The sequence below is a fragment of the Cyanobacteria bacterium GSL.Bin1 genome, from assembly GCA_009909085.1.
GTDB lineage: Bacteria > Cyanobacteriota > Cyanobacteriia > Cyanobacteriales > Rubidibacteraceae > Halothece.
The window spans coordinates 25007-36870 of record JAAANX010000093.1; the positions used below are offsets into that span (position 1 = coordinate 25007).

General features: G+C 43.6%; 12 protein-coding genes and 1 pseudogene. 5 read left to right on the forward strand and 8 right to left on the reverse strand.

Annotated features, from left to right (window positions below; translation table 11 throughout):
* Both GVY04_12275 and GVY04_12280 read left to right on the forward strand, forming a co-directional pair.
* Complete coding sequence (locus GVY04_12275) at positions 1-486, forward strand: allophycocyanin (protein NBD16878.1); 486 nt, start codon at positions 1-3, stop codon at positions 484-486.
* Positions 487-563: 77 nt separating this feature from the next.
* The gene (locus tag GVY04_12280) at positions 564-983 is read left to right on the forward strand and encodes a hypothetical protein (GenBank protein NBD16879.1); all 420 of its coding nucleotides are present in this window, start codon (positions 564-566) and stop codon (positions 981-983) included.
* Here GVY04_12280 and GVY04_12285 read toward each other — a convergent pair.
* Together GVY04_12285 and GVY04_12290 are read right to left on the reverse strand one after the other, a co-directional pair.
* Positions 961-1188: a hypothetical protein gene (locus GVY04_12285; protein ID NBD16880.1), complete on the reverse strand. Its 228-nt coding sequence runs from the start codon at positions 1186-1188 to the stop codon at positions 961-963. The two genes, GVY04_12280 and GVY04_12285, sit on opposite strands and share 23 nt — an antisense overlap.
* Before the next feature lie 195 nt (positions 1189-1383).
* Entirely contained in the window at positions 1384-1986 is a 603-nt protein-coding gene (locus tag GVY04_12290; GenBank protein ID NBD16881.1) for a superoxide dismutase [Fe], read from the reverse strand.
* Between the two features lie 423 nt (positions 1987-2409).
* Here GVY04_12290 and GVY04_12295 point away from each other — a divergent pair, with 423 nt between their 5' ends.
* Positions 2410-3474 carry a M42 family peptidase gene (locus tag GVY04_12295; GenBank protein NBD16882.1) on the forward strand — a complete coding sequence of 355 codons (1065 nt, stop codon included), beginning with the start codon at positions 2410-2412 and terminating at the stop codon, positions 3472-3474.
* A gap of 700 nt (positions 3475-4174) precedes the next feature.
* Here GVY04_12295 and GVY04_12300 read toward each other — a convergent pair.
* Positions 4175-4847, reverse strand: a pseudogene (locus GVY04_12300) (ISAs1 family transposase).
* A 580-nt stretch (positions 4848-5427) separates the two neighbouring features.
* On the opposite strand from GVY04_12300, the gene topA reads away from it, so the two are divergent.
* Together topA and msrP are read left to right on the forward strand one after the other, a co-directional pair.
* Positions 5428-8127, forward strand: coding sequence for a type I DNA topoisomerase (topA, locus tag GVY04_12305; protein NBD16883.1), 2700 nt, complete (start codon positions 5428-5430; stop codon positions 8125-8127).
* Positions 8128-8144: 17 nt separating this feature from the next.
* Positions 8145-9122 carry a protein-methionine-sulfoxide reductase catalytic subunit MsrP gene (msrP, locus tag GVY04_12310; protein NBD16884.1) on the forward strand — a complete coding sequence of 326 codons (978 nt, stop codon included), beginning with the start codon at positions 8145-8147 and terminating at the stop codon, positions 9120-9122.
* 22 nt (positions 9123-9144) lie between these two features.
* Here msrP and GVY04_12315 read toward each other — a convergent pair whose 3' ends face one another.
* The 5 genes from GVY04_12315 to GVY04_12335 form a co-directional block, all read right to left on the reverse strand.
* Entirely contained in the window at positions 9145-9903 is a 759-nt protein-coding gene (locus GVY04_12315) for a glutathione gamma-glutamylcysteinyltransferase (protein ID NBD16885.1), read from the reverse strand.
* 171 nt (positions 9904-10074) lie between these two features.
* Complete coding sequence (locus GVY04_12320) at positions 10075-10737, reverse strand: cation:proton antiporter (GenBank protein NBD16886.1); 663 nt, start codon at positions 10735-10737, stop codon at positions 10075-10077.
* Positions 10737-11318 (reverse strand): DUF4040 domain-containing protein, encoded by a 582-nt coding sequence (locus tag GVY04_12325; GenBank protein NBD16887.1) that lies wholly within the window; start codon positions 11316-11318, stop codon positions 10737-10739. The genes GVY04_12320 and GVY04_12325 overlap by 1 nt, the downstream gene beginning before the upstream one ends.
* Complete coding sequence (locus GVY04_12330) at positions 11311-11592, reverse strand: sodium:proton antiporter (protein ID NBD16888.1); 282 nt, start codon at positions 11590-11592, stop codon at positions 11311-11313. The genes GVY04_12325 and GVY04_12330 overlap by 8 nt, the downstream gene beginning before the upstream one ends.
* Positions 11589-11840, reverse strand: coding sequence for a hypothetical protein (locus GVY04_12335; GenBank protein ID NBD16889.1), 252 nt, complete (start codon positions 11838-11840; stop codon positions 11589-11591). Before GVY04_12335 ends, GVY04_12330 begins: the two co-directional genes overlap by 4 nt.
* Positions 11841-11864 lie beyond the last annotated feature (24 nt).

The following is an 11864-nucleotide window of genomic DNA, read 5'->3' on the forward strand; positions in this document are numbered from 1 at the left end:
ATGAGTGTAATTAGCGAAGTTATCCTCAAAGCTGACGACGAACTGCGTTATCCCACCAGTGGCGAACTGAAAGGAATCGAAGAATTCCTCAAAACTGGTGAACAAAGAGTACAAATCGCGCAAACTTTAGCTGAAAACGAAAAGAAAATTGTTGACCAAGCCAGTAAACAACTCTGGAAACTGCATCCCGAATATATTGCCCCAGGTGGAAATGCTTTTGGATCTCGGGAACGTTCCCTTTGCATCCGAGATTACGGTTGGTATTTGCGTCTCATCACTTATGGCATTATTGCTGGGGATAAACAGCCCATCGAAAGTATTGGTTTAGTGGGAGTCCGGGAAATGTATAATGCCCTTGATGTTCCGGTTCCTGGTATGGCAGATGCGATTAAGTGTCTCAAAGAGGCGTCTCTCGGCTTACTCAGTGACGAAGAAGCACAAGAAGCGGGTCCCTACTTCGACTATATTATCCAAGCGATGTCTTAAGGAATTATCAATCCTGATCAGGAGACGCATTCGTCACGAGTGCGTCTCTTTTTTGTTCAGAAACTGGCTCGATCAATATGCGCAAAATTCCTTTGGTTTCTTTTATTTTACTCCTACTGGCTTGTGCCGTTTTTGGCTGGGTTCTTTCCACTGCCACTGAAGCTTTTTGGGTTTGGCTCATTGCCGGCAGTTTTTTATTACTCATGGATGCTGGATTAACCGCTCCTTTAACCTTAATTGAAATCTTTTTTGGCAGTTGGTTAACCTCTGATAAACGAGCATTTGTGACGGTTTTAATCTTTGCCTTTGGGTTTGTTTTCGCCATTACTTGGATTCATATTTTTGCCCGGGTGCTGGTGTTACTAGCGGCAGGAACCTTATTTCGTTTAGATTTACAACGGGCAAAATTTCGGCGTTGGCAAGCCTTAACTATTTTATTATTAACTTGTGTTGTGGGTTACGCGATTGGAATTTTTACTCACGAGCTTTTCGCTTGAGATCAACCCATTTTTTTGCTTCTCGTATCGCTTGCACTCGGCTTTTAGCCGCTGGTGTTGTCATTGCCCAACCATACTCATATCCCACCCAGGCTGAATACGTAATCAGATCTTCTTCTTCATCAATACAAATTTCGATGGTAAAACCATGATAGGCAAACGCAAGCACTTTTTTAGGGTAGTGGGGATCAAGAATAATGGTCATTATTTTACGAAATATCTAAATTAAATTGATGTAGGGTGTGTGTATTGAGCACACCCTACCTTCACAGGCAGCCATTTCTATTGGAAATGACTAACACTCAATCGCAAGCCGCTTGAAATTTTTGGTTACCCAATTTCAGCAGCAAGATTCAACCCCATTCCGGAGTTTAAAAAAGTGTAATCTGTTGACTTAAACCTATTTTGCCTTAGCAAAATTTTCGGCAGCAAATTCCCAATTGACTACCTGGTCTAAAAAGGCGTCAATATAAGTGCCCCGCTGATTTTGATAGTCTAAATAGTAGGCATGTTCCCAAACATCCATGGTGAGGAGAGGGGTTTGTCCTTTGGTAAGCGGATTATCAGCATTGAGAGTTTTCGTAACTTGGAGTTTACCTTGATCCAGTACCAGCCAAGCCCAACCACTACCAAATTGACCGGTTCCTGCCGCTTTAAATGCTTCTTTGAATTTTTCAAAGCTACCAAAATCGGCATCAATTTTTTGGGCTAATTCCCCAGTTGGTTTACCTCCACCATTGGGTTTCATGGAGTTCCAATAAAACGTATGATTCCAAGCTTGGGCACCGGTATTAAAGATTGGTGTTTTACTTTCATCACCGGCAACCATTTTAATCACGTCTTCAATGGGTTTATTGTCTAATTCTGTTCCTTCAACCGCAGCATTATATTTACTGACATACCCCGCATGATGTTTATCGTGATGAAATTCGAGTGTGGATTTGGAAATTGCCGGTTCTAAAGCAGTGTAATCGTAAGGGAGTGGGGGTAGTTCATATCCCATGATTGGTTCGTCCTCAGTTAAGAAAAAATCTGTTCTAGGGACGATGGTAAGTCAAAATTTTTGTTAATGTAATCCCTATCCCCCCCAGGGGATTTTTTGCGCTTTCATAGCAAAGGATTGAATAAAATGCATCGTCATTGGTCGAAATTTTTAGGAAGTTATGTCTCAGCAATTGCCTGAAAATCCTAATGGAAAAAATGGCTAGAAATTTCTTTTCATCCCTCTAAAGGAAGATTTGGATACAGTTTTTATCTGATTTTTCTGCTTCAAGTGAGGAGTTGAAGTGTGATTTGGTGAAATACTCAATCAGAGGAGCATCTTGGATTTATGGCTCAGTTGAAGCAAACTGAAATCTCTTACAATTAAAGGTTGGGTCACAAATTTGAAATTAATTCTATCTAATTTTCAAAAATCCTATTTTTTATGTCTGAGTTTAGTTCATTATTTAACAGGATTGCAGAGTTAGTGCTCTGTCATTCCCCTAGCGGTGCCGAACAAGAAATTGATCGCACTCTCCTGGAAAAATTTACGGCAATTGGTGTTGAAAATTGGCAGGATGAAGCCGGAAATGTGATTGCTCGCATCCCTGGTGAAACATCAGATTCTCCCCTTGCCATTACAGCCCACAAAGACGAAATCGGAACGATTGTGAAACGAATTCGAGAAGATGGCACTTTAGAAGTCCGCCGTCTCGGCGGTTCTTTTCCTTGGGTTTATGGGGAAGGAGTCATGGATATTCTCGGCGATCGCGCTACTCTTTCCGGGATTCTTTCTTTCGGTTCTCGTCATGTTTCTCATGAATCGCCCCAAAAATCGCAACAAGAAGACCAACCCTTATTTTGGGAAAATGCTTGGGTGGAAACCAAGTGCAGTATCGAGGAACTAGAAACGGCTGGTGTGCGCCCAGGCACAAGAGTCGTGATTGGCAAACACCGCAAACAACCCTTTCGCCTCAATGAAAATTATATTGCTAGTTATACCCTAGATAATAAGGCATCTCTGACGATTCTCCTCGATTTAGCGCAACACATTAAAAATCCGCCCCAAGATGTTTATCTCATTGCTTCGGCTAAAGAAGAAATTGGCGCGATCGGTGCTTTATACTTTACTCAAAATCAACGCTTAGGAGCTTTAATTGCCTTAGAAATTATTCCCCTTGCAGCAGAATATACTTTCCAGGCGGGAGTCGCACCCGTGTTACTCTCTCAAGATAAATATGGTTTATATGATGACGGTTTGAACCAAGAGATCGTGCAAGCGGCGCAAGGCGCACAAGTTCCCCTGCAACGGGCAATTATTGATGGCTTTGGCAGTGATGGCTCAATCGCGATGAAAATGGGTCATGTCTCTCGTGCTGCCTGTTTGGGCTTTCCTACTGATAATACCCACGGTTATGAAATTGCTCACCTGAGCGCGATCGCGCACTGTACAGAGATTCTCACTTATTTTGCCAACCATGCTGTCATTTTTGTAGCCGATAAAGATTGAGAGAAATACGAGCATTGAGCCAAATTGTAACCACACCTCTTTGATTAGACACAATTGTCATGATCGCGAGTGTCATCCTACATAACTTGTCTTGTTTTGGTAATTCTTCCTATTAACCACCAGTAGGGTTTAGCTGCACAATCCCATTGAAAAAATGACGACAGTCTTTTCAATTTCCCACTCGTCATCTCTTTGCTTTTTGAGAAAGGTAAAGATGTGTTGCCAAATTCATCCAGTTTAATACAAGACTTCATTAGGATTTTGGAGGATTAATTTAAGACTCCGGTTAACTCGTTAATTCTGTCATTAGTATCAAAAAGTTATTTTTGCGTGATTTGAATTTATAATAATTTTCATTTTAATCATGTGTTTATCATGTAAAAATAAATACTCCCCTGGACCAGGGCAATCGCACTTAAATTGGGTTGACATAGTGGGCAAAATCTAAGGCAATTTTTCCGTAAAACTCCTCATTTTTGGCTGCTCAAAGGGTCATTCCAACAACTTTGGAATAATCGGATCGTAGGGATGGGTTGAAGTTGATGTCGTTGTGGTTTCCTCCAAGCTTGGGGTGACTCGTTCCCCGGAATTGAATTCCGGGTGCGGAAGGCATCTTCACTGCGTCGCTTCGCTCCTCGCTCCAGGACGCTTTCCAGCTGGGTCGGCAGGCTTGCGAGTCACCCCATTCTGCGGTCAAATCTCACAGTGGAGATGTGGTAGCCTCATGACCGAGCAACACCTTCACAACAAAGTCATTGTCCATGGCGGCTCGATCCCGTTTCTGGGTCAGACTTTGCTGGGACGGTTCACGTTTGAGTAAATTGAGCGACAAGCGGCGCCGCCGTCCTAGATTTTCAGGTCCATGACCGTTGCGAATCCGACTTTAGTCTTCTCTAAAGGTGACGTCTAATATCCAAGGCAGGCTATTTTCAATGCCCCAATGGGAGCGGATTGCCGGTGCCAACCGGGTAGCGTCAGCCGCTAAACTGGTGATGTAGAAACACACCTCGGTGGTTGTTTGGTTCCAGAGGCGTCGTTCTCGTTTGACCATCAATGTTGATTAGCTTAATCGCTAGCTCGTCAGCAAGCTGAGCCACCCAACTTAAGAAACACTCATGCAACTGCTGCGGGTTGAGCAAGGCTAAGACTCTCGAAAAGGTATCGTGGGACGGTATGCCGTTGGGCAATTCCAAAAAGGTCTCTAACCAGGTTTGCTTCGCTTTGCCATAAGTTTCAACTGCCACCAGATCGTTGGCACCAGATAGTACGGCTAGGATGGCGATCGCGACAATATTGACCAGTGAATGCTCGGGTTTGCGTTTCACTCTTGGGTCCTCCAAAGCCTTAAACTGCTCTCTCAGGATCTGTTTCAACTTCTTAGCCGTGGAGGAAGGAGAGGAGGGGGGGAGTGCAGCAAAACCGGTTGCCATAAGAGTTAAGTCTCGGTGAACTGATGATGTTATCGCCCTCGCTTCAAGCATACCCAGCTCTTCATCCATTCTCAGTCATTATTACGATGGAACTTCTCAAATTTATACAGTTGATATGAGAGATGTAAATGCTCAACTTCCTGAATTCGAGAGCCGTTTGTGGGTTATTTACAAGCCCTTGGATGCGTTAATAAATGTTTCGGAGGTTTCTGGTAGCAGTTTATAATCTCTAACTAATCATCTATATCCCATGCATGAACCAAGCAAACCGACGCTCAACTCTCCATACCTTGGTTAGATGAATCATTTATGGGTTATTGGTTCAAAACGACCAAAAGACTGAAGTTGAGAAAACTATGGGTCTCAGGTTAAGACAGGGTTTAATTTCAAATTTAATACTGGGCGATGCTAAATTTGACTTAATCTGATATTACTAGAAGAAGCGATTTACTTAGACCAATCACTAACGGTTTACCTTAAGCATTTAAGATCATCCAACAACTGTTATTCTTCCTCAACTGCAATGTCTACCCTTGTCATCGTTGAATCACCAACCAAAGCTCGTACCATCCGTAAATACCTACCAAACGACTATCGTGTTGAGGCATCGATGGGTCATGTGCGGGACTTACCTTCCTCTGCTAAAGAAGTCCCGGCAAAAATTAAAGGCGAAAGCTGGGCGCGCTTAGGTGTCAATGTTGAAGAAGGATTTAAACCGGTTTATGTGGTTCCTAGCGACAAGAAAAAAGTGGTTAAAGAGCTGAAAGCAGCGCTCAAAGAAGCCGATGAACTGATTCTGGCTACAGACGAAGATCGAGAAGGAGAAAGCATTTCTTGGCACTTGAAAGAACTGCTGAATCCGAAAGTACCGACAAAGCGAATGGTATTTCATGAAATTACTCGAGAAGCCATTCAAGAAGCCCTACAGCATTGTCGGGAGGTCAACAATGATCTAGTAGAAGCGCAAGAAACCCGACGTATTCTTGACCGCTTATATGGTTATACCCTCTCCCCCTTACTCTGGAAAAAAGTTGCGCGTGGACTCTCTGCCGGACGCGTCCAATCTGTTGCCGTGCGCCTGATTGTTGAGAAAGAACGGGAACGTCGTGCCTTCAAAAGTGGAAGCTACTGGGATTTAAAAGCCACTTTAGAAAAAGAAAAGAGCCAGTTCGAAGCCAAACTGACGACTCTCGGCGGGAAAAAACTGGCAACGGGTAGTGACTTTGACCCAAAAACTGGAAAAATTGCGAAAGGACGGGATGTGGTTTTACTCAACGAGGCGGATGCGAATGCTCTCAGAGACCGTCTTAATGATAAGCAATGGACCGTCAAACAAGTTGAAGAACGTCCCACTACGCGGAAACCTTCTCCTCCGTTTACCACTTCTACCCTACAACAAGAAGCGAACCGGAAGCTAAAAATTTCGGCGCGGGATACCATGCGGACAGCGCAAAGTCTGTATGAAAACGGCTATATTACCTATATGCGGACAGACTCGGTACACTTATCAGAACAAGCGATTAGTGCCGCTAGGAATTGTGTCACCGAAAAGTATGGCAAAGAATACTTGAGTCCGAAACCGCGTCAATACAGCACCAAAAGTAAAGGGGCTCAAGAAGCCCACGAAGCGATTCGTCCAGCAGGAGAAAGCTTTCGCTCTCCCCAAGAAACAGGGCTGCAAGGACGAGAACTTGCCCTTTACGACCTGATTTGGAAGCGCACCGTGGCGTGCCAAATGGCGAATGCCAAGTTAACCCAAATTACGGTTCAGTTGACAGTAGAAGATGCAGAATTTCGTTCTAGTGGAAAACGGATTGATTTTCCTGGATTCTTTAGGGCTTATGTCGAAGGGTCCGATGATCCCGAAGCGGCTTTAGAAAACCAAGAAGTCATCCTACCGAATTTGCAAGAAGGGGATCATCCTGACTGTAAAAAACTAGAGTCTCTCGGGCACGAAACCCAACCACCTGCTCGCTATACAGAAGCTTCTTTAGTGAAAACGCTTGAAAGTGAAGGGATTGGGCGACCCAGTACCTATGCCAGTATTATTAGTACGATTATGGACCGGGGCTATGTGCAAATGCGAGGGAATGCCCTGACGCCAACCTTTACCGCATTTGCTGTTACGAGTCTCTTAGAACAGTACTTTGCTGAATTAGTTGATCCTCATTTTACTGCCCGCATGGAAGAAACCCTTGACCATATTGCAACGGGAGAAACCGATTCCACACCTTATTTAGAACAATTTTATTCCGGAGATAAAGGACTGAATACCCTCGTTCAAGAAAAAGAAGACGAGATTGATCCCGACAGTGCCAAAGCGGTCAACTTAGATAATATTGACGCCCGCATCAAAATTGGGTATTTCGGTCCTTACTTAGAAACTGAAAATGATGATGGGGTAGTGAAAGCGTCAATTCCCCAAGATTTAACCCCTGCCGATCTCAATCCGGAACAGGTGGAAGTCTTACTGCGCCAAAAAACTGAGGGACCGGATCAAGTAGGAATTCACCCCGAAACCGGGGATCCGATTTTTATTAAAATTGGTCGCTATGGTCCTTATGTGGAATTGGGAGAAGAAACGGAAGGGAATAAGAAACCTAAACGGTGTTCTCTCCCGAAAGGAACTAAACCGGAAGATGTCACCCTCGATATGGCAGTGAAATTATTATCTCTGCCGCGGTTGTTGGGAGAACATCCTAGTACGGGGGCCCCCGTGAAAGCTGCCATTGGTCCCTTTGGTCCTTATGTCGTGCATGACCAAGGGAAAGAAGGGAAAGACTATCGTTCTTTGAAAAAAGAGGATGATGTGTTAACGATTGGGCTCGATCGCGCGATCGAGCTTCTTTCTCAACCTAAGAAAGGGCGTCGGGGAAGTCAAAAAGAGTTGATTAAAGAATTAGGGAATCATCCTGATAACGAGAAGCCTGTTAAATTATATAAGGGACCTCATGGTCCCTACATCAATCATGGTCGGAAAAACGTCGGTCTTCCCGAAGGAGAATCCCCCAATAATATAACCTTAGAACGAGCTGTAGAACTTCTCGCTGAAAAAAGCAAGAGTAAAACCAAAAGCACAAGTAGCAGTAGTAAAACGACCCGTAAAACTAAAACAGCAACTAAGAAAACAACAGCAACTAAAAAAAGTACGAGTAGCAAAGCTTCTACTAGCAAAACTTCTAGTCCTTCAACTAAAACAACTCGCAAGAAAAAAGCAGAATAGCAATTAACAATTAATTGATGATTATTCGTACTCCGAAGCCTTGGCATAATGAAAAGACCCCAATCACCTCAAAACCGTTATATTTTAATCGACGTCATTTTATTAAAAGTTTGATTGGCGTTAGCTTAGGTGCAACCAGCCTTTCTCTAGCAGGTTGTCAAAACTCTAAATCACAAAAAGGATTGCAAGAAACTTTAAATCAACCGAAGATTTCTCCCTTAACTAAAAATCCCAAGTTTGCTTCGGTAGAACGTCCAATTACTGATGAAACTCTAGCGGGAAGTTATAACAATTTTTACGAATTTGGTGGGAATAAATCGATTTGGTCAAATGCCCAAAAGTTACCAACAGAAAACTGGAAAGTAGAAGTAACAGGCTTAGTTAAAAATCCGCAAACCTATGACCTCGATGACATCAAAAAGCGTTTTCCTATTGAAGAACGGATCTATCGCTTTCGCTGTGTTGAAGCCTGGTCAATGGTACTCCCTTGGGTGGGATTCCCGATGAAAGAATTGATCAAAGCGGTTGAACCAACTTCTCAAGCGAAGTTTGTACGCTTTACATCTTTTTATGATGAAAATGTAATGCCGGGTCCAACTTTGCATTTTGGCGCGTTACCCTGGCCCTATACTGAGGGATTACGGATAGAAGAAATGGCGAATGAACTTGCTTTCTTTGCGATTGGGATTTATGGGGAAGAACTCCCCAAACAACATGGCGCACCGATCCGAGCCGTTTTACCCTGGAAGTATGGATTTAAGGGGGCAAAATCCATTGTAAAAGTTGACTTTCTTGCCGAACAACCAAAAACTTATTGGAATCAACTGGTTCCTGATGAATACGGGTTTATTGCTAATGTGAACCCCAATGTTCCTCATCCCCGTTGGTCACAAGCAACTGAGAAGTTTATTAGTGAAGGACCCGATTTATCTTGGGAGATTAAAGAAACCCAACTCTATAACGGCTATCAGGAATATGTCGCGAGGCTTTATTAGTGGGACTGAAAAAATAAAGTTCTTACCGTACTGACTGATGGGAAGGGTTGACTAAAACTAACCCCCGCGTTTTCCCAGAAACCCGATCTATGGTCTGAGTCGCACGCCAAAGCTCTTCCACCTCAACCCAAACCGGAGGGTATTTATAGCGAGCCACGTCTAAAATGAGCACGCGATCGCTGCTTTGATGATAGGCAGCAAGGGGAGAAATATGTCCTCCTCGTTCTTGCTCAATCGTACTTCTTAAATAATTGACCAGAACAAAGTTATTCTCTTGTTCCAAATTTTCTACAATCAGCCGACGAAACTCTGCTAACGTTAGGTCTTCACCATGATGCACTTGTGCTTGGACCGGATAACTTTCAAGGAGTTGTGCCAACTGTTTGAGCGTCATGCCCATTCTGGAAACGGTTTCGGCAGTGATGACTGCTTCTGTATTGGGATGATCAAAGAAGTTGTCTTGGGTAAACAGACGAAAACTACCATACTCTGGAGCAATGGGAGCAGAAAGCTCCAAAGCATTGAGAACCATCACTATACTCGCCACACCGCAATAGGCGAGATTATCCTGAGTCACAAAATGCAACATCAGAGGAAGATAATCTGTTCTCGCCTCACTCTTGAAAAGATAAGTTTCCCCCTGCTTGGAGTTTAAATGAATCAAGTTTTCACTGAGGGCAAGGGTTTGAGCAAGTTGTTTTCCCGTATGTAAGCAGACCGTAAAAACAAAAGCTTGGAGGAAAATCAGGAAAAAATACTGTGGTGCAAAGCGTTTTTTCATTGCCTTTGACTCAAAATAGTAGGGGAGCTTAGAAGAGAGTGATTTTCTGCTGTTTTAGTGAAACGGATTATGCCCTTTACCAGAGGTTCCTTGCCCACTAGGGATATTGATAGATGGCAGTGAGGAACAAACAAGGCAGATTGGTTGATTGGCGATCAACGTTACTTGACTTTATAGTAAACCCCGATACCGAATAAACAGTAAAACAACAGCCCAAGAACCGAGTGCCACTTTCAAGGCAACCAAGATATTGAGTAAAGGAATAACACCCCCACTCAAAAGCATTCCCACTTCTCCTTGCGGGAGTTCCCAACCCACTAATGTGAGGACGGCTAATCCAATAAAAATCAGCACTGAGACCTTTTCCAAGGTTGCCGCGCGCCATTGTTGATAAATGGCTTCCATCCACTGAGAATTGGAAGTAATTGCAACTAAACCAATTGCCGTTCCGCCAGCCACTCCTGCTGCAAATCCGCCACCCGGGCTGAGATGACCGCGAATTGCCAGTTCAATACTCACTAAAGCAGCAATGGTAGCGCCGAGACGGGCTAAGACAACTGAGGGGTGATCGTTAAATTGATCAACGGTTTCCGTGGGCTGTTCATTGGCGAGGAGAAAACGTGCTCCTAAAATCGCGATGGTGAACACCACAACTTCAAAAATTGTGTCATAAAGCCGATTTCTAAAAATAATCCCAGACACGGTATTCGAGACCCCACTTTCGGCAACAATCGATTCGACAATTGCCATTTCTTCCCATTCTGCTGCTGGATTAGGCATCACCAGCATCTTGATAAAGATCGCGAATCCCGCGACAGCATAAACCCATTTCATTAGTGCTTCTCCTCTTCGTTGACAACAGGGATATAGGTGACAGTTGTATCTGGAAAGACCAATTCTTCTTGGATGATTTCAAAGAGGCGACGCACACGTACAGCCGTATAATAAGTTTGCTTCATATCGAGAACTGCTGTTCGATTCTGATACCGACTTTCTTCCTGTTGACGAGTGGTACAAGTCGCGTGAACTTCTTTTTCTTGTAAGGCGGCTTCTAACGCTTCCAGATGGGGATACTCAAAAATTTCTAAACGCAAATGATAGCGATGAATGACCTTTCTCATTTTGGCAATGAGTTCTGGGAAATAATCCTCGGTTTCCCCCTCACCTTGCAAGATTCCGAGGCGCATGACCAAAGAAGAACGAACTGCCACGACATACAATGTAATCGCCAACATTGTCCCCACTAATGCTTCGGTTAACGCCACATCCGCCGCCCCTAACACCGCATAAACCAAAGCGGCGACTGCCCCTAAAATTGCGCGTATGACCAAAGCTTGATAAGGATTAACTTGCAAGACTAATGTCAAGGCAGCTAACGGGAGTAACGCGACAATGATGTAAATATAATTATCCATCTTGATTGCCCTCATCACTAGAACAGTACGCTAAAACATAACCCAGTACTGTATTCCAAATTGCCAAGGAAATAATAGCTAGGAGTAACAGAGGCCATTCGCCGGGGATTTTGAGGAGTAAGCCGATGATAATACTCATTGACCCCAAGGTATCGGCAACAGAGAGACTGTGCAGTTTAAATAAAACGGAACGATTGCCAATCAGGGGGAAGGTTCCCCAAAACCAAAAGACAATACCGACCAAAATTAGGGAATAACTCAAGAAATCTATCATATTGTGTTTAACCGTTTGATTAAATGGGCAAGTAGCATTAACCCGGCGTTACCAACACTGAGGATAATGACGGCAACAACGCCAATCGACCAGTCATCGCGCAAAACGGAAACAAATAAAATCATAATGGAGGTTTTGGTGGCAATGCTGGCGAAGGCAAGCATTTTTTGCCAGATATCTTGATCTTGGCAAGCTTCATAAATGGGAATTAGTAAAGCTAAGATCATCGCAATTAAAATCGAATCCATTTTTGATTAGTCCTTTGTCTTCTG

Bases quoted from the DNA above. Each gene is read 5' to 3' on its own strand.
- GVY04_12275 (NBD16878.1), top strand. From the start codon at position 1: ATGAGTGTAATTAGCGAAGTTATCCTCAAAGCTGACGACGAACTGCGT.
- GVY04_12280 (NBD16879.1), top strand. From the start codon at position 564: ATGCGCAAAATTCCTTTGGTTTCTTTTATTTTACTCCTACTGGCTTGT.
- GVY04_12285 (NBD16880.1), bottom strand. From the start codon at position 1,188: ATGACCATTATTCTTGATCCCCACTACCCTAAAAAAGTGCTTGCGTTT.
- GVY04_12290 (NBD16881.1), bottom strand. From the start codon at position 1,986: ATGGGATATGAACTACCCCCACTCCCTTACGATTACACTGCTTTAGAA.
- GVY04_12295 (NBD16882.1), top strand. From the start codon at position 2,410: ATGTCTGAGTTTAGTTCATTATTTAACAGGATTGCAGAGTTAGTGCTC.
- topA (NBD16883.1), top strand. From the start codon at position 5,428: ATGTCTACCCTTGTCATCGTTGAATCACCAACCAAAGCTCGTACCATC.
- msrP (NBD16884.1), top strand. From the start codon at position 8,145: ATGATTATTCGTACTCCGAAGCCTTGGCATAATGAAAAGACCCCAATC.
- GVY04_12315 (NBD16885.1), bottom strand. From the start codon at position 9,903: ATGAAAAAACGCTTTGCACCACAGTATTTTTTCCTGATTTTCCTCCAA.
- GVY04_12320 (NBD16886.1), bottom strand. From the start codon at position 10,737: ATGAAATGGGTTTATGCTGTCGCGGGATTCGCGATCTTTATCAAGATG.
- GVY04_12325 (NBD16887.1), bottom strand. From the start codon at position 11,318: ATGGATAATTATATTTACATCATTGTCGCGTTACTCCCGTTAGCTGCC.
- GVY04_12330 (NBD16888.1), bottom strand. From the start codon at position 11,592: ATGATAGATTTCTTGAGTTATTCCCTAATTTTGGTCGGTATTGTCTTT.
- GVY04_12335 (NBD16889.1), bottom strand. From the start codon at position 11,840: ATGGATTCGATTTTAATTGCGATGATCTTAGCTTTACTAATTCCCATT.